The organism is Burkholderia sp. L-4, from assembly GCF_056856535.1.
The window spans coordinates 1,004,741-1,025,491 of the sequence record NZ_JBXEOX010000002.1 but is presented as its reverse complement, the minus strand read 5'-3'; the positions used below and the strand labels follow the sequence as shown (position 1 = coordinate 1,025,491).

Below are 20,751 nucleotides of genomic sequence, written 5' to 3'. Positions count from 1 at the left end.
GTCGCGCGGCGGCGAAAACGGAAAAAACGGCCAGGGTCCGCTTACGACGTTTCGATCGAGTCAGCCCGCGTATTCCGCGGCGGCACAGCGCACGGTCACGATGCGCGCGGGCGGAAGATTCGCCCAGACGATCCGGCTGCCGCTGGCGACAAACGCCGCATCGCCGAGCGGATGGCGGCGGGGCGGCCGCAGGTCGTACGTGAACTGAATCATCACGCCGTCGGCCGACAGCACGCGGTGACATTGATCGACGATCGCCGCCACGTCCTCGCGCGGCAGCGTGCGCAACGGCAGGCACGACACGATCGCATCGACGCGCGCATCGGGCGGCAGCAGCCGCTCGAGCTGCCGCGCATCGCCCGACACGATCGTGATGCCGGGAAAGCGCCGTCGCAGATGCCGCACGAACGCGGGCGAGCGTTCGACCACGACGAGGCGCCGCGGCGCGACGCCGCGCTCGAGCAACGCCGCGGTGATCGCGCCGGTGCCGCCGCCGAGCTCGACGACCAGCCCGTCGCCAGCCGGTACCGCGTCGGCCATCTCGCGCGCCAGGTGCCGCGAACTCGGGCACAACGCCCCCACCGCGGCCGGACGGCCGACCCACTCGCGCACGAACAGCGCCGAGACCCGCCATGCGTTCGGCCACATCATCGGCGACCCTCGAGCGGTTGCGTCATCGGCCTCGACAGGCGGATGACTGCGTGGAACAAGGCTACGGCGACACGGTGCTTCGGCATGCGCATCCTCCTGGGCGAATCGGTCCGCCGCGGGACGCGCGGCGATCAATCGATTCTAGGAAACGCAAACTTAAGGCGACGTGAAGATTGTCCCTGATTTGCCTGATCAATTCGTGCCCGACCGGCGATCGACGCACTGCAGCATATGCACGCGCTCACGTGCGCCGACGAGCCGGATCGGCTGCCGCGCGGCCGCTATCGCGGCGCGCGCGCCGGCCGTCGATGCGAGCGGCCGCGCCGGCGTTCCCGACGCGGCCGCCATGCGACGCACGCGCTGCCGTCACCGCAGGTTGGTTCTCGCGAGCTCGACGATCTCGTCGCCGCGCCCACTGAGGATCGCGCGCAGCATGAACAGGCTGAAGCCCTTCGCATGCGCGAGCTCGATCTTCGGCGGCATCGCGAGTTCGTACTTCGACGTCACGACGTCGACGACGGCCGGTCCGTCATGCTCGAACGCCGTGCGCAACGCGTGCTCGACGTTCTCCGAGTGCTCGACCCGCACGCTGAAGATACCCGCGCCCTTCGCGATCGCCGCGAAGTCCGTCGGGCTCAGGTCGACGTTCGTATCGAGATAACCGGCCGCCTTCAGCTCCATCGACACGAAGCCAAGCAGGCTGTTGTTGTACACGACGATCTTGATCGGCAGGTTGAGCTGGCGCGCGCTCAGCAGATCGCCGAGCAGCATCGACAGCCCGCCGTCGCCGGACAGCGACACGACCTGCCGCCCCGGATGCGCGCCCTGCGCGCCGAGCGCCTGCGGCATCGCGTTCGCCATCGACCCGTGGTTGAACGAGCCGTGGAGCTGCCGCTTGCCGTTCATCGTCAGGTAGCGCGCGGCCCACAACGTCGGCGTGCCGACGTCGGCCGTGAAGATCGCGTCGTCGGCCGCGACGTCGTCGACGAGCTTCGTCAGGTACTGCGGATGGATCGCGCGGCCGGGCGGCTCGGCCACCGCGAGATCGTCGAGCCCCTTGCGCGCGGCCGCGTAGTGCTTCAGCGCGTTCTCGAGGAAACGCCGCTGCGTCTTGCGCGTCAGGCGCGGCAGCAGTGCCGCGATCGTTTCCTTCACGGTGCCGACGAGGCCGAGCGCGAGCGGCGCGCGGTGACCGAGCTGCGAGCCCTTCCAGTCGATCTGCGCGATCTTCGCATTCGCCGGATAGAACGGCCGGTACGGGAAATCCGTGCCGAGCATCAGCAGCGTGTCGCACGATTCCATCGCGTGATAACCCGAGCTGAAGCCGATCAGCCCCGTCATCCCGACGTCGAACGGGTTGTCCCATTCGACGAACTGCTTGCCGCGCAGCGCATGCACGACCGGCGCGCCGAGCGTGTCGGCCAGCGCGACCACTTCGTCGTGCGCGCCCTGCGTGCCGCTGCCGCACAGCAGCGTGACCGCGTCGGATGCGTTGAGCAGGGCCGCGAGCCGGTCGAGATCGGCATCGGCCGGGAGGATCGACGGCGGCGCCGATTCGCTCCATGCCGGCGCCTCTTCCGGGCCGTCGCCGAGCGCGATGTCGCCCGGCAGCACGATCACCGCGACGCCGCGCTCGTCGATCGCGGTACGCATCGCGCGCGCGAGCACGCGCGGGAACTGCGACGCGTTCGTCACGAGTTCGGCGAAGTGGCTGCACTCGCGGAACAGTTCCTGCGGATGGGTTTCCTGGAAGTAGCCGAGGCCGATCTCGGTCGACGGAATGTGCGCGGCGATCGCGAGCACCGGCTGGTGATTGCGGTGGCAGTCGTACAGCCCGTTGATCAGGTGCAGGTTGCCGGGGCCGCAGCTGCCGGCGCACACCGCGAGCCGGCCGGTCGACGCGGCATCGGCACCGGCCGCGAACGCGGCGCTTTCCTCGTGCCGCGTATGCATCCAGCGGATCGAGCCAATCTGGCTCAGGCTGAACGACAGGCCGTTCAGGCTGTCGCCCGTCACGCCCCAGATGCGCTCGACGCCCGCTGCCGCCAGCGTCTTCGCCAGGTATTCCGCCATCGTCTGTCTTGCCATGATGCCCTCGCTCGTTGATCGGTCGTCACACGAATGAACCGGCTCCGGCGGCTGCCTTCGCCGGCGACCAAACGAGCATACGCGATCGTGCCGCACCGCGTCGCGAAGCCCACAGGCGTCCCGGCCCGTTCCTTTCGGTCATGTCAGGCAATCGTCGCCGCTTCGTCGGCTGGCGCGCGCTCAACTCCAGTCGGACGCCGCCTCGTCCGGATCGACGAGCGTGAGCCCCGCCGCCGGCAGCGGCAGCGCGGTCTTGTAGCGCACCTGCTTCAGCGCGAAGCTCGAGCGGATGTTCGACACGCCGGGGATCGTCGTCAACCGCTCGATGATGAAGCGCTCGAGCGTGCGCATGTCGGGCATCACGACGCGCAACAGGTAATCGGCGTCGCCCGACATCAAATAGCACTCCATCACCTCGGGCCGCTGCGAGATCGCCTCCTCGAAGCGCTGCAACGCATCCTCGACCTGCTTTTCCAGGCTGACCTGGATGAACACGTTGATCCGCAGCCCGAGCGGCTCGGGATCGAGCAGCGTGACCTGCTGCCGGAACAGCCCGAGCTTCTCCAGCGCGCGCACGCGGTTGAAGCACGGCGTGGCCGACAGGTTCACCGCGCGTGCGAGTTCCGCGTTGGTGATCCGCGCGTTCTGCTGAAGCTGGTTCAGGATGCCGATGTCGATGCGGTCGAGCCGCCGCGGGTTTGCGCTCATGATCGAAATATTCCGAAAGAGTGGCGATAACCGGAATATTTACACTATCAGACCGCGAAACTCCAATGAAATCAGACGCATATTTTGCGGATCGACGGGTAGCATGATTCGACCGATTGCCACTGATTGCGCGCCGCCCGAACCGGCGTGCGGGAGACCTGCGATGACGGACCTGTCGAACGGAATTGACGCCACGCGGCGCGCGGGCCTCGCGCATGCCGATGCCGACCCCGAAGAAACCGCCGAATGGCTGGAGGCGCTCGACGCGGTCGTCGCTCACGTCGGCCAGGATCGCGCGCAGTTCCTGCTCGATCGCCTGGCCGCGCACGCGCGCACGCGCGGTCTTGCTGCATCGCGCGGCCCGGTCACGCCGTACGTGAACACGATCGCCGCGCACGAACAACCGCCGTATCCGGGCGATGCCGATCTCGAAGCGCGTCTGTCGGCCGCGCTGCGCTGGAATGCGCTCGCGATGGTCGTGCGCGCGAACCGTGCATACGGCGAGCTCGGCGGACACATCGCGAGCTATGCATCGGCGTCCGACCTGTTCGAAGTCGGCTTCAACCATTTCTTCCGCGCGGCGACGGGCGAAGGGCATGACGACGGCGGTTCCGGCGGCGATCTCGTCTACTTCCAGCCGCATTCGTCGCCGGGCGTCTATGCACGCGCGTATCTCGAAGGCTTCCTCGACGAGGCACACCTGAAGCACTACCGCCGCGAAATCGCCGGGCCCGGTCTGTGCTCGTATCCGCATCCGTGGCTGATGCCCGACTTCTGGCAGTTCCCGACCGGCTCGATGGGCATCGGCCCGATCAACGCGATCTACCAGGCGCGCTTCATGCGCTACCTGCAGCATCGCGGCCTGGCGGACACCGCGAACCGCACCGTGTGGGGCTTCTTCGGCGACGGTGAAATGGACGAACCCGAATCGCTCGGCGCGCTGTCGCTCGCCGCGCGCGAAGGGCTCGACAACCTCGTGTTCGTGATCAATTGCAACCTGCAGCGGCTCGACGGCCCGGTGCGCGGCAACGGCCGCGTGATCGACGAACTCGAGGCGTTGTTCGCCGGCGCCGGCTGGAACGTCATCAAGGTGCTGTGGGGTTCCGACTGGGATCCGCTGTTCGCGCGCGATCACGCCGGCGCGCTCGCCCGCGCGTTCGCCGACACCGTCGACGGCCAGTTCCAGACCTTCTCCGCGAACGATGGCGCGTACAACCGTGCACGCTTCTTCAGCCGCGACCCGGCGCTCGACACGCTCGCCGCGCAATTGACCGATGCGGAAATCGACCGCCTGCGCCGCGGCGGCCACGACGCGCTCAAGCTGCACGCCGCGTATGCGCGCGCGCTCGCCCATCGCGGCCAGCCGACGGTGATCCTCGCGAAGACGATGAAGGGTTACGGGATGGGCACGATCGGCCAGGGGCGGATGACGACCCACCAGCAGAAGAAGCTCGACGTCGACGACCTCAAGGCGTTCCGCGACCGTTTCCGGTTGCCGCTGTCGGACAACGACGTCGAGCAGTTGAAGTTTTACAAGCCAGCGGAAGACAGCCCGGAGATGCGTTACCTGCATGCCCGCCGGGCTGCCCTGGGCGGCTATCTGCCCAGAAGGCGGATGGCGGCATCGCAAGGACTGACCGTCCCGCCGATGGCGGCCTGGGGTGCGTTCGCGCTGGACGCGGCGAACCGCGAGATGTCGACGACGATGGCGCTCGTGCGCATGCTGGCAGCGCTGCTGAAGGATCGCGACCTCGGCCCGCGCGTCGTGCCGATCGTGGCCGACGAAGCGCGCACGTTCGGCATGGCGAGCCTGTTCCGGCAGGTCGGCATCTACTCGCCGCTCGGCCAGCGCTACGAACCCGAGGATCTCGGCTCGATGCTCTACTACCGCGAGGACACGCGCGGGCAGATTCTCGAGGAAGGGATTTCGGAAGCCGGCGCGGTGTCGTCGTGGATCGCCGCGGCGACGTCGTACAGCGTGCACGACCTGCCGATGCTGCCGTTCTACATCTACTACTCGATGTTCGGTTTCCAGCGCATCGGCGACCTGATCTGGGCCGCCGCCGACCAGCGCTCGCGCGGCTTCCTCGTCGGCGCGACAGCGGGCCGCACGACGCTCGGCGGCGAAGGCCTGCAGCACCAGGACGGCAGCAGCCATCTCGCGGCGTCGACGATTCCGAACTGCCGCGCGTACGACCCGGCGTTCGCGTACGAAGTCGCGACGATCGTCGATGCCGGCATGCGCGAGATGGTCGAGCAGCAGCGCGACGTGTTCTATTACGTGACCGTCATGAACGAGAACTACGCGCAGCCGTCGATGCCCGGCGACGATCCGGCCGCCCGTCGCGCAGGCATCCTGAAGGGCATGCACCGGCTGCCGTCCGCCTCGAACGCGGCCGCGCGCGTGCAGTTGTTCGGCGCCGGCGCGATTCTCGGCGAAGTGCTCGCCGCGCAGCGGATGCTGCAGGACGGCTGGGGGATCGATGCGGCCGTCTGGAGCGTCACGAGCTTCAGCGAATTGCAGCGCGACGGGATGGAAGCCGAACGGCTGTCGCGGCTTGGCGACGGATCGGCATCGTCGTATGTCACGCGGATGCTTGAAGGAACGCAGGGCCCGGTGGTCGCCGCGACCGACTATGTGCGCGCGGTGCCCGAGCTGATCCGCGCCTACGTGCCGCGCCGCTACGTGACGCTCGGCACCGACGGGTTCGGCCGCAGCGACACGCGCGACGCGCTGCGCGCATTCTTCGAGGTCGATCGCGCGAGCATCGTGCTCGCCGCGCTGAAGGCGCTCGCCGATGACGGCGCACTCGATGCGACCGTCGTGCGCGACGCACGCGAGCGTCTCGGCAAGACCTCGCATCCAGGCGGTGCGCCATGGCAGCGCTGATCGGGCAACGCGACCGGGCACGTCGAGCGGCTTCAAGCCGCCGAGCGCCGCGTTCGCCGGGCCCCTCCACGCCGCGGCGCATGCGCCGCTCTCACACGGACCGGCGTGAATCGGCGGCGCTCCGCGCTAAACCGGCAACGCGTGCGTCGACAGAATTTCCTTGAGCACCATGAACGAGCGCACCTGTCGCACACCGGGCAGGTACAGCAACTGTTCGGCATGCAAACGGTTGAAGCTCTCGTTGTCGCGCGTGCGGAGCAGCATGAAGTAGTCGAATTCGCCGGTCACCACGTGACACTCGACGCACCCCGACACTTTCTGCGCGGCCTTCTCGAATTCGGCGAATGCTTCCGGCGTCGAACGATCGAGCACGAAGCCGATCACGACCAGCATCCCGGCACCCAGCGGCTTCGGGTCGAGCAGCGCGACGATGCCGCGAATCAATCCCATCTCCTTCAACCGCTCGACGCGCCGCAGGCACGCCGGCGCGCTCAGCTTCACCTTCGCCGCGAGGCTCACGTTCGAGATCGACGCGTCCTGCTGCAACTGCCGCAGGATCGCGCGGTCGATGCGGTCGAGCGCCGCCGCGGCGTCGGCCGGCGATGCACTGACGCGATCTAATTTCATTGCGTTTCCTCGAAATTTTGCGAATCAAAATTATTCATTCATTCCTGACCTCACAGATAACGTAGGTTTTCATTATTTATTTCGCAAGCCCATTTCGCACCGTCATGCCTATCATTTTTCCATCGGGACACGGCGTGCAAGCCGCACCCGGCCGATCCGGTTTCCTGTCCACCGTCCCTCGGAGCGCGTCGACGAACCTGCAACGTTTCCCCCGTTATCCGCTCACGTTCGGTCCGACCCCGATCCAGCCGCTCAAGCGCCTGAGCGCGCATCTCGGCGGCAAGGTCGAGCTGTATGCGAAACGTGAGGACTGCAACAGCGGCCTTGCGTTCGGCGGCAACAAGACCCGCAAGCTCGAATACCTGATTCCCGATGCGCTCGCGCAGGGTGCGGACACGCTCGTGTCGATCGGCGGCGTGCAATCGAACCAGACACGCCAGGTCGCGGCCGTCGCCGCGCATCTCGGGATGAAGTGCGTGCTCGTGCAGGAGCACTGGGTCAACTACGACGATCCGGGATACGACCGCGTCGGCAACATCCAGCTGTCGCAGATGATGGGGGCCGACGTACGGCTCGTCGCCGACGGCTTCGACATCGGCATTCGCCGCAGTTGGGAAGAAGCAATGGACAGCGTGCGGCAGGCGGGCGGCAAGCCTTACCCGATTCCGGCCGGATGTTCCGAGCATCCGCTTGGCGGCCTCGGTTTCGTGGGCTTCGCGGAAGAAGTGCGGGAACAGGAAGCGCAGCTCGGCTTCAAGTTCGATTACATCGTGGTCTGCTCGGTCACGGGCAGCACGCAGGCCGGGATGGTCGTTGGCTTCGCGGCCGACGGGCGCGCGGACCGCGTGATCGGCATCGATGCGTCCGCGGCGCCGGAGAAGACGCCTGCGCAGATCACGCGCATCGCGCGGCATACGGCCGAGATCGTCGAACTCGGGCGCCGCATCGACGACCGGGACGTCGTGCTCGATACGCGTTTTGCCGGCCCCGAATACGGGCTGCCGATGAAGGCACGCTGGAGGCGATCCGGATGTGCGCGCGGCTCGAAGGCATGCTGACCGATCCCGTCTATGAAGGGAAATCGATGCACGGGATGATCGACAAGGTGCGGCGCGGGGAATTCGAGCCGGGGTCGAAGGTGCTGTATGCGCACCTTGGCGGCGTGCCGGCCTTGAGCGCTTACGCGGAGATCTTCCGCAACGGCTGACGGGCTTCCGCAGTCGATCCGGCGCACGACGGCCAATTCCGCGTCATGAAGCTGCCGCCTTCGGCATCCGCCCGAGGCGGCGGCATGCGGGATAGCCGGTGGTCGAGCGTTGCACCGTTCCGCGCGATGCCGTGCGGTGACCGTGCGCCCCTCATCGTTTTCGCGCGCCGTCCATGAACACGCTCGGCCGGCGCGTACCGCTCGACGATTCAGTGCGCGCGGCGGCACGGCGCGCATGGTCGTCGGCCGTCAACGTCGCAGGCATCGCCCGCCATCGCGCCCGCAAGCATGGCGTCGCATCGTTCAGACGCCGGACAATCTCGACAGCGCAGCCTCCACCTCCACGCGCATCTCCGGCCACTCCGGCCGGAGTGCATCGACACCGCCCGCGGCCAGCACGCGCTCGCCTCTCGCGCACGTATCGCTCGCGTCTGCGTCGCCGGCCAGCGCGAAGCCGCCTCGCATCGAATGCAGTTCGCCCTTGACGCGATCGTGGTCGCCGCGCGGCAATGCGGCGTCGATCGTCGCCAGCGAGTGCAGCGTCGCGGCACGCAATTGTTCACGAATCGCGTCGGTCATCGGCGGCGCCTGCCGGTCGTCGCGATCGACCGCCGGCAACGCCGTCGCGCCACGCGCCCCATGGCGTTGCAACACAGCCCCGAGCGCATCGATCGACAGCGGCTTGAGCACGACTTCCGCGACGCCGGCCTGCGCGCACCGCCTGCGATCCTCTTCGGTCGCGTGCGCGGTCATCGCGATCACGGGTACCGTCGCCCCCTGCTCGCGCAGGAAGTTCGCCAGCGCAAAGCCGTCGAGTTCCGGCATGCCGAGATCGGTCAGTACCACGTCGTACGAACGCGCGAAGAAGGCACGCATTGCCTCGACGCCGTTCGTAACGATCGTCGCATCGTAGCGCAGCGCATCGAGTTGATCCCGCAACAATACGCGGCTCGCCGGGTGGTCTTCCGCGACGAGCACGCGCAGCGGCACGCTTTCGTCCGCGTGCGTCGGCAACGCCGCCGCCGCGGGCTCGTCGTCGAACGCGGCACGCCATCCGGACGGCGCCTCCGCCAGCGGCAGCGATGCGGTGAAGCGCGTCCCCGCACCCGGTCGGCTGTCGACCGTCAGCGCGCCGCCCATCAGCCGCGCGAGACGTCCGCAGAGCGGCAGCCCGAGCCCGGTGCCGCCGAAGCGCCGGTAAATCGACGGATCGGTCTGCACGTACACGTCGAACAGCGTCGGCAACGCTTCCGCGGGGATGCCGATGCCCGTGTCGCGCACCACGATTTCGACGCCGCGCGGCCTGCCGGAAGCGGCAGCCGGCAGCGCGTCGATCGTCACGCTGCCGTGCTCGGTGAATTTGATCGCATTACTGACAAGGTTCGACACGATCTGACGCAGGCGGGTCGGATCGCCGACGTAACCGTCGGCCAACCCCGGCGCGACGCGGCATTCGAGTACGAGCCGTTTCGCGTCGGCGAGCGGCCGAAAGATTGCCGCGACGTCGCGCAGCACCGTACGCAGGTCGAACGGCACGGCTTCCAGCACCATCTGGTTGGACTCGGCCTTCGACAGGTCGAGCACGTCGTTGATCACGCGCAACAGCGCGTCGGACGATGACATGACCGTCCGCAGTCGGCGCTGTTCCGCGGCGGGCAGCGCCGCGCGCGCCATCAATTCGAGATTGCCGACGATGGCGTTCAGCGGCGTACGAATCTCGTGACTCATCGTCGCCAGGAAGGTCGACTTCGCCTTGTTCGCGTCGTCCGCGGCTTCGCGCGCTTCATGGAGCTTGTCTTCGGCCTGTTTGCGCGCGGTGATGTCGGTCAGCGTGCAAAGCAGCACGTCGACGCCGCGATAGCGGGTGCGGACGATGTGCGCGGCCAGGTAGGCGGCCCCGCCACCGGCCCGGTCGACCGCCAATTCGTGCGTGACGACGCGCGGCTTTCGTCCGCCCGCGATATTGTCGCGGTATGCGTGCCAGATGCGCTTGCCGAGCAACGGCGCCGTGCCGGCGTCGCCGTAAATCTGTGCGGCTTCGTTACGCGCCATCGTGTCGCCGTTGGCCAGCGACAGCAGCATGATGCCGGCTGGCGCCGTGCGAATCAGCGTGCGGTTGAGCGCCTCGCTTTCGATCAGCCGGATCGCGCGGCGGTTGGCCGGGCGCAGCGCGCGCCGGTCGAACATGACGATCGCGAACCACACCGTTCCGATCGCGAGCAACGCGAGACCGGTTGCGATACCCAGACGGACGGCCACGTCGTCGAACACACTGCGCCACGAATGCGTCGCGGTGAGTACCTCATCGAATCCCGGCATGCGATCGCCGATGACGATATTCGTGCCGACACGGTGTGCGGCAGCCCGTTCACCTCCGGCCGCGCGCGCGTAATCGAGCGCACGGGCAGTCAGCACGGGCGCAGCCTGCTGGCCGGTCAGGACATTCGCGTTCGAATCGACCAGTGCATAGTTCTGGCCGACGGACGCGGAACGCAGGATGTCGTCGATCTCCGGCCGCGTGACGATGACAAACCATGCGATCGGCTTGCCCTGCGTATCTCGCACCGCCTGCGCGAACCGCAGCACGGACCGCCCGAGCAGCGGATCCTGCCGCCTGTCCAGAAAAATCGGCCGATTGCCGGGCGCGGCGGCGGCCGATACGAAATCGGCCGGCGGCTGCAACTGCCGGATCAATGCCTTCACGTCGAAACCGGCCGGCAGCGCGAGCGTCGACTTCACCAGCGGATACCCGGTCACGATGACGAAGTCGCCCGCCAGATCGATCAGATATCCGCCCATGCCCGGGTCGCCGGGCTGCCTCGGCGGCATGACGCCCGTCTTCTCGACCGTCTCGAGAAATGCCGCGAGGAACGGCGCGTAGGTGCCCCCTGGCCGAGACGACGGATCGGCCGCAAACGCGGCCACCGCCACGCGTCCCGCGTGTCCGAGAACGGCCAGCCTGCCGCGCCCGTCGGCAAACGGCTCGAGTGCATCGGGCGGGGTGGTCGGTCCGTGCCGAGCCATCAACTCGAGGATGTCGGTGTAGCGATTCTGGAGGGCCTTGACCACCTCCATCTCCGCCAGCAGGTCGGCCTTGCGGACCAGGAACTCCGACCGCTCATGCGCAACCGATTCCTGCAGGTCGAGCCGCACGACGAGTGCCGCGCAGGCCAGGACGAACACCGTGATCGCCACACCGCTTCCGTACAGCAGCCATTGCTGCTGCCGTCGCACGCGCCCCGGTTCGAACGGCTTGCGGCCCGCGGCCGCGGCATGCGCGATCAGCGCTTTCAGTTTGGTTGGCATGAGTGTCGTCGAAGTCGTCTCGGCGCCGGCACCGCGTCGTGCGCCGTCCGGGTCACTCGGTAGTGTCCGACGGACACCGTCTATGCACTGGCCTCGGGCAATTCGGGCAGCTGGCCCTCGCTCGCGTAGCGAATCAGATCGGCGTCCCGAACGATACCGAGCTTCTTCATGGCACTCGATTTCTGCGAACTGATCGTCTGCTTGCTGCGGTGAAGCTGGACGGCGATCTCGCCGACCGTCAGGCCGGCCCCGTAAAGCCGCACGACTTCGATCTCGCGGGCGGTCAAGGTGCGGACACCCGCCGACGGCTGGCAGTCCTCCAGCAGCCTCTTGACGAACGGAGACAGATAATTGGCCCCGACGAAGGCCGCATGCACCGCGCCCACCAGATGCGATATCGCATCGGACTTGCTCAGGATGCACCCGACGCCCTGCTTCTGAATCGCGAGCAGCACGCTCGGGTTGTCGATCATCGTGATCGTCACGAGGCGAAGCGCCGGATAACGACGCTGCAGAAAGGACAGCAATGACAGACCGTCGCCATACTTGCCGCCGGGCATCACATAGTCGACGACGAGCACGTCGCTCTGCTGCTCGTCGAGCATCGCCACGAGGTCGGTCGAATTCGAGACAGTGCCGAGCAGCTTGATCGTGCTGCTGCCCGCGAGCGCCTGCGACATCCCGAGCGCGGACGAAGGATGATCGTCCGCCACCATCACCCGCACAAAAAATTCATCCATCTCTACTTTTCTCCCGATACACGCGGCCCGACGTGCGATGTTGTGCGACGCGCCGGAGCTCGAATCGATCCCGCAACACGATCGCGTTGCGGCATCCAGCGAACCGGGCGGTGCGCAGCGCAATTTTAAGATAATAGACGGCTGTACGATCAAGCGTGGCGGTCTGTCGACACACATGCCCATCTCGCCGGCTGGCGCGCGCACCACGACATTGCGGTATGAACCGTCGACAGTCCGCCGCCCACGCCCGTCCGATCGGCGGCGCCCCCACGCCGTCGATCCATCCCGTCCCGCCGGGCGGCCGAAACCGCTCCCTAGTGCTTGACCACGGTTTCGTCCGGCTCGCCGGGCTCGTCATCCACGGCGTGCTGCCACTCGGTGACGGCCCGCCGCTTTTGCGACGGCGACATCATCATGAATTCGTTCAGCTTCATCAGGAAATGCCGTCTGGATTTCTCTGGCAACGTCGCGAATCCAAGTAGCAGCCCGAACACCTTTCCCATATAGCGCACGGCCTTACCCTTCCTTCTTCAGTCGAAATCACGCGGCATTGAAGCAATGCGGCGTGTCTGCCTTCCCTGTTCTGACGCAGGCGATCTGCGTCGCCCTCGCGCCGCCTCTTTTTTTACCGTCCGGGCCAGTGCATCGTCGCAGCGGCCATGACACCCGAAGCAGGCCGCTTGTCCGCCGTGCCCGCGGGGAGTGCGATCCCGCGCCGCCGCGCGACGCGGGCGAGGCCGCGGCGCAGGTCGGCCAGCGTCACCGGCTTGGTCAACACGTACGCGACGTTCGATGCCGCGTAGCGCCGGGCATTGTCGGGCGCCAGATACGATGCCACGACGATCATGTCGCACGGCAACGCGCGCGCATGAACGGCTTCGACCAGTTCCCGGACCGACATGTCGGGCAAGTCGGCACCGAGCAGCAGCACGTCCCACATGCCGCTCTCGAGCGTGTCGAGCGCCGCGCCGCCGGACGACACACACCGGACCGTGCAACCGAGCACATCCAGCTGCTCGCGGAAAATCGACCCGTTGACCGCCGCATCGTCGGCGACCAGCACACGCGGCACACGCGTACTGGAAGCCGGCGACGCCGACTGCCCGAAATCGGGCGCGCACCCCGGCCCGCGCGGCGACTCGGCGGTAGCGACTCGCGCCTGCGCGATCGCCATGCGCAGCCCGTTCAGCGAATAACTCGACACGCGGATCGTGCGGCCCGCGACGTCCGGCTGCAGCGGGCCGTCCGGCGTCGCCAGCACGACCGGCGTACCGCCGCCGAGGCTGTCGAGCTCCTCGCGCCGCCATTGGTCGGAATCGCCGAAGAGCACGATCGCGTGTGCACGCGCGAGGCACCCGGCGGCAATCCCGATCGGACTCGGATGCATCGCGACGTCGAACCCCCATGCACGCAGATGCGGAAAGGCAAACGCACGCCACGCGTCCTCCGGCGACACGACGATCAGCGTCCGGCCGGCACCCGCGCTGGCCGGGGATTTCGGCGCAATGCCCGTGTGCAGCGGCAAGCGCACGGTGAACAGGCTGCCGACGCCCGGCGCGCTGTCGACCGCAATCGTCCCGCCCATCGCCGCGACCAGCCGGTCGCACAGCGCGAGCCCGAGCCCCGTGCCACCATAGCGCCGCGTGATCGACGCATCGACCTGCGAGAACGCCTTGAACAGCTTGCCCTGTTGCGCAGGGTCGATCCCGATGCCGGTATCCTCGATGCCGATGGCGATCTCGGGCGCACCGCGCGCATTTCGCCCGACCGCCACGCGCGCGACGATGCGCCCGGCGCTCGTGAACTTGATCGCGTTGCTCAGCAGGTTGCCGACCACCTGCGCGAGCCGCGTCGGATCGCCGCGCATGCGCTGCGCGCCGCTCGCATCGATATCGGCGAACAGCGGCAACCCTTTTGCCTTCGCGACCGACGCGAATGCCGCGAGCTCGCGCTCGATCACCGCGATCACGTCGAACTCGATCGACTCGACCGACATCGCGCCGGCTTCGATCTTCGAGAAATCGAGCACGTCGCTGACGATCGCGAGCAGCCCTTCGGCCGACGCGCGCAGCGTCCGCACGCGGCCTTGCTGCGAGGCATCGAGCGCCGTGCGCTCGAGCAGCTCGAGGTTGCCGAGGATCACGTTCAGCGGCGTGCGGATCTCATGACTCGTCGCGGCGAGAAACGACGACTTGGCCGCATTCGCCGAATCGGCCGCGCGCACCGCTTCCTCGAGCTGATGAACGAGGCGGCACTGCGCGCTCATGTCGGCGAACGTCGCGATCAGCACGTCCTCGCCTTGATAACGCGCGCCGTGCGCGATGATCTCCAGGTGCAGCGGCGTATCGCCGCGTGCGTCGAGCACGAGTTCGGTCGTCATCGTCCGGCCGGCCCCGCCGTTCGCGACGAACGCGTCGTACTTCTCGAGTGCCAGCGCGGACAGCGCATGGTAATCGCCTTCATGCGGCAGCAGCATCTGCTTGAGCGCGTCGCTCGCGAGCATCACGCGCCGGTCGGACAACGACACGAGGCCGATGCCGACCGGCGCCATCGCGATCACGCTGCGGCACAGCGCCTCGCTGTCGAACACGCGGGCCGAGCGTGCATACACCGGCACAAGCACGCGCCGGTGGAAACGCACGAGCAGCAGCCACATCACGATGATCGCAACGAGGGTCGACGCCGCGAGCCCGCCGGCCTGCACGCCGATGCCGGCCAGCACGTCGGCCCACGACAGCACATAGGCGATCGTCCAGCCGGTTGCCGCGAGCTTGCTGCTGAACACGATCGCGCCGTCGCGAAAGAGCGGCTCAGCGGACACCCTTCCACGATGCGCGACATCGAGGCTCAGCAAGCGCTCGCTCAAGGCGTTCGTGCGTGCGACGTCCGGATCGATCGCGATCAGCCGGTTGTCCGCCGACGTGATGAAGAACGTGCCGGCCAAGCCCCGTCCGGGCAGCCACGACAGCAGGTAGTCGGGTGCGTATTCGGTGACCAGCACCGCGAACGGCTGGCCGGCGGCGCGCGCCTCGGCGGCGACGCGGATGCGCATCTGCCCGGTGACGGGGTTGACGTAGGGCGGCAGCCAGCGGACGTTCGGCCGACCGTCGTTCGGCGCCGGCGGCGAGCCGTCGAAATCGATGCGCAGCGCATCGAATACTTGCGCACGCGCGTCGGCCGACGCCAGTGCCGGATTGTCGCGCGCCAGGTGTGGCACCAGGCCGAAGACGCCCGTGCGCGTACTGTAGTGGTACCCCTCGAGCGTACGCCCGCGATTGAGCGAACTCGCCGCGCAGATGCGCGACAGCATGAACGACAGCGCGAGATAACGAGCGACCTCGTCGCGCCGCGCGGTTTGCCCCGGCACGCCGACCACGAGCGACGGATACGGCTTGATCGCCAGCTGCTGGCCGTCGGCGAAGAACGCGTTCACGACGTCGGCCGGCGCCGCGCCGATCTCCCGCCAGATGAGTTGCGTATTCGTGACGCCGTTGCGGAACGACGTCTCGGCCACCTGCACCTCGTCCGCGGCTTCCTCGACACCGTTCAGGAAATTGCGCCGCTCGCCGTCCAGATGGCCGTAGACGATCGACGTGATCCCGAGCCCGCAGGCGATCAGGATCAGCATCGTGACGACGATGCCGCCCCCGAACATCGAAATGCTCTGGTAGCGGCGAATGGACTGAAGCGTGCTGTATGGCATGGCTCGATGTGACGGAGCCCGGAACGCGGACCTGCGGCAAATCCCGGCCGGCCGGACGTCACGATGGAAACATTCGGGACGGTAAGGTCCCGATCATGCCTAACGACACCGCGAAAATCAGGTGTGCATTATCCTTTTAGTACACGTCCTATTTGTTTTAATGATTGTTTTGAACTTGAACGAGAATCGGCGGTGGAATCGCGTGTCGCGCACCGCGCCGTTCGGACCCGTCGCTTCGGCGAATCGCCTCAGGTCCGTCCACAATGAAATACCGCCGGCGAGCCGGCGGCAAAAGATGCGTCAACGAATCTCGTGACGCACCGAGGCACCCGATTCGACCCGCGCGGGACTTCCCGGCAGGATCGCCCGCTCAGTTCTGGGTGAGCGGATTCAGCGTCGTGCACAGGAAGCCCGTGCAGTTCTTCGGCGTGAAATAGAACGACGCCATCACCGGCGCGGGCGAGCCGAGCGCGAGATCGCTCAGATACGCGCTGCCCTGCGCGCCGAATGTGTTCGCCTGCTGAACGAAGCTGGCGCCGGTCGACTGGATCGCGGCCGACTGGTACGTGAAGGTCGGCGACTGCGTCTGGTCCTTCACGTAGACCCACGAGATCGCCGTACCGAATGCCATCGCGCCCTTCGCGCGATAACCCTTCGCCCCCTCGCTGTTGGCCTGTGCGATGAAGTCGCCGACCGTCGACGTCGGCGCCAGCGCGTCGTACGTATAGGTCGCGTTCGACGCGTTGTTCTTCATGTACACGTTCGCCTGCGCGGTGCCCACCGCCATCGGGCCAAGGAACCAGTAGCCCGACTGGCCCTGTCCGTTCGCCTGCGCGAGGAATGCGTTGGCGTCGGCGGGCAGGCCCGTCGCCGTGTACGTGTAGGTGGCCGACGAGCCGCCGTCCTTGCGATAGAGGTCGCCGTACGTGAGCGGCCCTTCGTAGCGGTAGCCGCTCGCCCCTTGCGCGTTGGCCGCGTTCACGAAGGACGTCATGTCGGCCGGCGCCGTCTGCAACTGGTACGTGTAGGTCTGCGCGGTGCCGTCGTTCACGAAGATCGATTGCGACCCGCCGTTGCTCGCATTGTAGAAATAGTCGCCCAGATATCGATAGCCTTTCGCGCCCTCGTTGTTGACCAGCGTCAGGAAGCTCGCCCGATCCGCCGCGACCGGCTGTGCCTCGTAGCGCCACGTCAGCGTACCGCCGCCGGAGCCGCCCGAACCACCGCTTCCCGCCCCGCCGCCGCCCGTCCCGCCGGAGCCGGTGCCCGTGCCACCGCTGCCGCCGTTGTTGCTCGTGCCCGATCCGCCGGACGATGCAGGCGCGGAAGTGTCGTCGCCGCCGCAAGCGGTCAGCGCCAGGCAAGTCAATGCGATCAATGCAACGGTTTTCATCGGAATCACCTTCTGAACGAACAGGACGAACGAAGCCGTTACGCACGGATCACGCCGCGCGCACGGACCATCCGCATCGGGATTGGGCCGGCGGCCAACCACCGGCCCGGGAACGTCAGTTGACCTGCAGCTGGCCGCCGCGGCCGAGGCCGCCCTTCACGTCCTGCGCCTTGTAGCTGCGCAGCGCCACGACCATCTTGTTGTACGCGTCGATGAACGCGACGACCGTCGCCTTGCCTTCCGGCGTCGACGAGAACCCGGCGAGCGCACCACCCACGCCGCCGCCGAAACCGCCCAGCGCCGCACCGTAGTTGGTCGCCGTCGAGCTGCCTTCCGACGCCGCGATCTGCACGGCCGAGCGCACGTCGAACAGCGTCAGCGTCACGACCGACGCCTTCGTCTGCAGGTGGCCGGCCACCGCCGCCACCGCGCTGTTGCCGATCAGCCCGCCGATCATGCTGCCGATGCCGCCGATCGGCGAATCGTTGATCACGATCTGCGGCTCCATGTAGTAGTCGGCCGCGACACGCTGGCCCTTCTGCTGCTTCGAGCCCGCGCGGTATTCGCCCGAGTTGCGCTGCAGCTGCGTGATGCGCGACAGGCGCGCGTCGCTCTTCTGGTTGCCGATCGACGTGATCACGAAGCAGTTCGACTGCTGCACGGCCAGGCGCAGCAGCGGATCGATCGTGGTCATCTTGGTCGCGCTGCCGAACGGGCCCCACCAGTCGGCGTTGCGGCCGTCGTCGACGGCGATCGTGCCGAGCGGCGACGCACAGCGCTGCAGCTGCGAATCCGCGCCCGCGCTCGCGCCGCCTGCCGCGGCACCCGTCACGCCGGCGTTCTGTCCGCCGGGCGTCACCACGCCGCCGCAACCCGCGACGGACGCGCCAAGCGCTGCAACCAGCGCACCTTGAGTGAGACGTTGGGAAAGGTTGGTCTTCATGTCGTTGTCGATCGATTAGAGTCGTTGTTCGGCTTATGTGTTCGTGCGAACTTCGATAAGCCCCCCGGCGTGGCGCGCGATGGTGGTCCCCCCGCTGCTGCCCCCGTTGCCTGATGCGCGGTCAGTAGTACCAGTACGTCTGCTGCCAGACGCCGTAGTACGGATAGCCCGAGTACCAGTAGCCGTAATAGACGTCACGCCATTGCGTGCGCCATTTCCAGTCTTCTTCGTCTTCCTTCTTGGCCTTGCGCGCGAGATCGAGCAGCTTTTTCGATTCCTTGTCGCCGCGGCCGGCCGCGATCGACAGCCACTTCTCCGCTTCACGCGCGTCGGAGCCCATTTCCTCGAGGCCGAACAGGTAGAAACTGCCGAGCGCCTTCTGCGCCTGCAGGTCGCCGCGTTCGGCGGCCTCGCGCATCCACTTGAGCGCCTGATAGCTGTCCTGGCGCACGCCGTCACCGCGGAAATAACGCAGGCCGAGGTCGTAGGCAGCCTTCGGCTGGGTCTTCGCGGTCTGCTTCAGCGCGGCGATACGCGGATCTTCCCGGTCTTCCGCATCGTCCTTCTTCTGATAGGACACCTGATCTTTCGGGCGATCGGAACACCCGGTGTCGTCGCAGATCCGTACCGTGTTGCCGGTGACGGACGGGTCCTGCGCGCACGCGGCCAGCAGCAACAGCAGCCCCGGAGCGAGTAAACGGCGATACATTGGTACAGTCCTCAGTTTTATTGGCGCCGCAATTCTTCGAGCCATCCCACCCCGTGAGCTCGTACCTGGTTGCGTGCGGCGCAACGGATACAATCCGCCAACGCCGACACGCAGTCCAAGGCTCTCTCAGGTTCTCTCTTGGAATTGTTCCGTCACCATTTCATGGCTGCCGCTTTTCGCTGTACCGGCTATCCCGGCATCGATCTCCAAACATGACGCGGCAAACAATAGTGACGTGGTGAGCAATAATAATGGAGAAAAATGGCATGTCAAGGTCATTCGCTTTTTCAAAGTTTGCGTGACACGTCAGTTTTGCTATGCTCTCCCTCGCCCAAAACCCTTCGAGACCCCATCGAGATGTCCACCACCGAGCAGGCCAATGTCGATCTCATCACCGCGAACAAGGTGCGCGATCTACTGAACCGGAACGGCATTCCGCCGCGTAGCCACAACACGACGATCGCCAACGTGCTCGGCCTGAGCTTCTCGGTCGTCACGCGCAAGATGAAAGGCCTGATCCCGTGGAACCTGTCGCAGCTGCAGGACATCGCGACGCACTTCGGCGTGCCGCCCGCGATCCTGCTCGACGACAAGGGCACCCAGCCGGCCGCCGCCGAGATGATCGACGCGACGTTCGTGATCGAATCGAGGCGCTTCCGCTGCCGCGCCGCGATCTCGACGAAGGCCAGCAGCCAGATCGAAACGGATTTCGTCGCGCTGCAGTGGCAGGGCGAATGGATCGTGACCGAGCGCCAGCACGCGCGCGAGGGCCGCACCTATCCGGTCGACGTGATCGAGCTGCGCTCGACCCAGCCGAACGTCTATGCGGCGCGGATCGCCGTGGTCGACGATTCGCAGGATGTCGCCGAGACGGTGTGTGAATATTTCATCGAGAAAGGCGTGAACGCGATTCCGTACTTCGACGGCGCGACGTTCCGCAAGGCGCTGGAAGTCGAGGATTTCGACGGCTACATCCTCGACTGGATGCTCGGCGACCAGACGGCCGCCGAACTCGTGCGCGGCATCCGTTCGAGCGAGAACAGCGGCGCGCCGATCTTCCTGCTGACCGGCAAGATCTCGACCGGCGAAGCCAGCGAGGACGAAATCGCGCACATCGTGTCGCACTACAACGCGCGCTGCGAGGAAAAGCCGGTGCGCCTGCCGATCCTGTTCGCCGAAGTGGCGCGCGAACTGAAGATCACGCTGCCGGCCGTGGCCGCCGCGAACTGAGTCCCGAACCACAAACCACGACACGAACCACGAGACCGAGGGCACGACATGCGCATTTCAACCATCTGGATCAAGAGCCTGCTGACGGCCTGCCTGCTCGGCATGGCAGCCTCGGCATGGGCGGCTTCGTCGTTTACGTTCACCGTCGACGGCAAGATCAGCAAGAGCAACCAGCAGGGGAAGATGACCTACGTCTTTTCCGAGCAGGCGCTAATGGCGCTGCCGCAGCATACGATCGTCACGTCGACGAGCTGGACGCCGAAGTCGACCTTCACCGGCCCGCGCCTGTCGGACGTGCTGAAGACCGTCGGCGCGCATGGCACGCAGATCGAATTCCGCTGCATCGACGAGTACACGTTCACGATTCCCGTGTCGGATGCCGACAAGTACGGCGTGATCCTCGCGCGGACGATGAACGGCAAGGTGCTCGGCAACGACAACTACGGCCCGCTGTGGATCATGTATCCGCGCGACCAGTATCCCGACGAACTGAAGACGCCGCTCGGCGAGGCCAAGTTCGCGTGGCAGATCATCGGCCTGACCGTGAAGTGAGTTC

13 protein-coding genes and 1 pseudogene are annotated in these 20,751 nt (G+C 66.8%); 4 read left to right on the top strand and 10 right to left on the bottom strand.

Translation table 11 applies throughout. From position 1 onward, the window contains the following. Window positions 1–60: 60 nt before the first annotated feature. The 3 genes from AC1VVG_RS21400 to AC1VVG_RS21390 form a co-directional block, all read right to left on the bottom strand. A complete protein-coding gene (locus AC1VVG_RS21400; protein ID WP_034188538.1) occupies window positions 61–651 on the bottom strand; it encodes a class I SAM-dependent methyltransferase in 591 nt (196 codons plus the stop codon). A 366-nt stretch (window positions 652–1,017) separates the two neighbouring features. Next, window positions 1,018–2,739, bottom strand: a complete 1,722-nt coding sequence (poxB, locus tag AC1VVG_RS21395) for a ubiquinone-dependent pyruvate dehydrogenase (RefSeq protein WP_059559960.1) — start codon at window positions 2,737–2,739, stop codon at window positions 1,018–1,020. 180 nt (window positions 2,740–2,919) lie between these two features. Then, complete coding sequence (locus AC1VVG_RS21390) at window positions 2,920–3,447, bottom strand: Lrp/AsnC family transcriptional regulator (protein ID WP_049032659.1); 528 nt, start codon at window positions 3,445–3,447, stop codon at window positions 2,920–2,922. Between the two features lie 163 nt (window positions 3,448–3,610). On the opposite strand from AC1VVG_RS21390, the gene mdeB reads away from it, so the two are divergent. Then, complete coding sequence (gene mdeB, locus AC1VVG_RS21385) at window positions 3,611–6,337, top strand: alpha-ketoglutarate dehydrogenase (RefSeq protein WP_482836178.1); 2,727 nt, start codon at window positions 3,611–3,613, stop codon at window positions 6,335–6,337. 126 nt (window positions 6,338–6,463) lie between these two features. Here mdeB and AC1VVG_RS21380 read toward each other — a convergent pair whose 3' ends face one another. Beyond that, a complete protein-coding gene (locus AC1VVG_RS21380; protein WP_034188541.1) occupies window positions 6,464–6,964 on the bottom strand; it encodes an Lrp/AsnC family transcriptional regulator in 501 nt (166 codons plus the stop codon). A gap of 164 nt (window positions 6,965–7,128) precedes the next feature. Between AC1VVG_RS21380 and AC1VVG_RS21375 the strand changes: the two are divergent. Beyond that, window positions 7,129–8,171 (top strand): annotated as a pseudogene (locus AC1VVG_RS21375) (1-aminocyclopropane-1-carboxylate deaminase). 303 nt (window positions 8,172–8,474) lie between these two features. On the opposite strand, the gene AC1VVG_RS21370 reads toward AC1VVG_RS21375, so the two are convergent. From AC1VVG_RS21370 to AC1VVG_RS21345, 6 genes are all read right to left on the bottom strand, one after another. Further along, window positions 8,475–11,477, bottom strand: a complete 3,003-nt coding sequence (locus AC1VVG_RS21370) for an ATP-binding protein (protein WP_482836176.1) — start codon at window positions 11,475–11,477, stop codon at window positions 8,475–8,477. Between the two features lie 80 nt (window positions 11,478–11,557). Continuing rightward, window positions 11,558–12,217 (bottom strand): response regulator, encoded by a 660-nt coding sequence (locus tag AC1VVG_RS21365; protein WP_034188543.1) that lies wholly within the window; start codon window positions 12,215–12,217, stop codon window positions 11,558–11,560. A gap of 625 nt (window positions 12,218–12,842) precedes the next feature. After that, window positions 12,843–15,920, bottom strand: coding sequence for an ATP-binding protein (locus tag AC1VVG_RS21360; protein ID WP_482836174.1), 3,078 nt, complete (start codon window positions 15,918–15,920; stop codon window positions 12,843–12,845). A 370-nt stretch (window positions 15,921–16,290) separates the two neighbouring features. Beyond that, entirely contained in the window at window positions 16,291–17,313 is a 1,023-nt protein-coding gene (locus AC1VVG_RS21355) for a hypothetical protein (RefSeq protein ID WP_034188546.1), read from the bottom strand. A 115-nt stretch (window positions 17,314–17,428) separates the two neighbouring features. Then, window positions 17,429–18,256, bottom strand: coding sequence for a hypothetical protein (locus AC1VVG_RS21350; protein WP_034188547.1), 828 nt, complete (start codon window positions 18,254–18,256; stop codon window positions 17,429–17,431). A gap of 121 nt (window positions 18,257–18,377) precedes the next feature. Continuing rightward, the gene (locus AC1VVG_RS21345; protein WP_034188548.1) at window positions 18,378–18,965 is read right to left on the bottom strand and encodes a tetratricopeptide repeat protein; all 588 of its coding nucleotides are present in this window, start codon (window positions 18,963–18,965) and stop codon (window positions 18,378–18,380) included. Window positions 18,966–19,322: 357 nt separating this feature from the next. Here AC1VVG_RS21345 and AC1VVG_RS21340 point away from each other — a divergent pair, with 357 nt between their 5' ends. Together AC1VVG_RS21340 and AC1VVG_RS21335 are read left to right on the top strand one after the other, a co-directional pair. Beyond that, window positions 19,323–20,195 (top strand): response regulator, encoded by an 873-nt coding sequence (locus AC1VVG_RS21340; RefSeq protein WP_034188549.1) that lies wholly within the window; start codon window positions 19,323–19,325, stop codon window positions 20,193–20,195. Window positions 20,196–20,243: 48 nt separating this feature from the next. Continuing rightward, a complete protein-coding gene (locus tag AC1VVG_RS21335) occupies window positions 20,244–20,747 on the top strand; it encodes a putative pterin-binding protein (protein ID WP_069245818.1) in 504 nt (167 codons plus the stop codon). Window positions 20,748–20,751 lie beyond the last annotated feature (4 nt).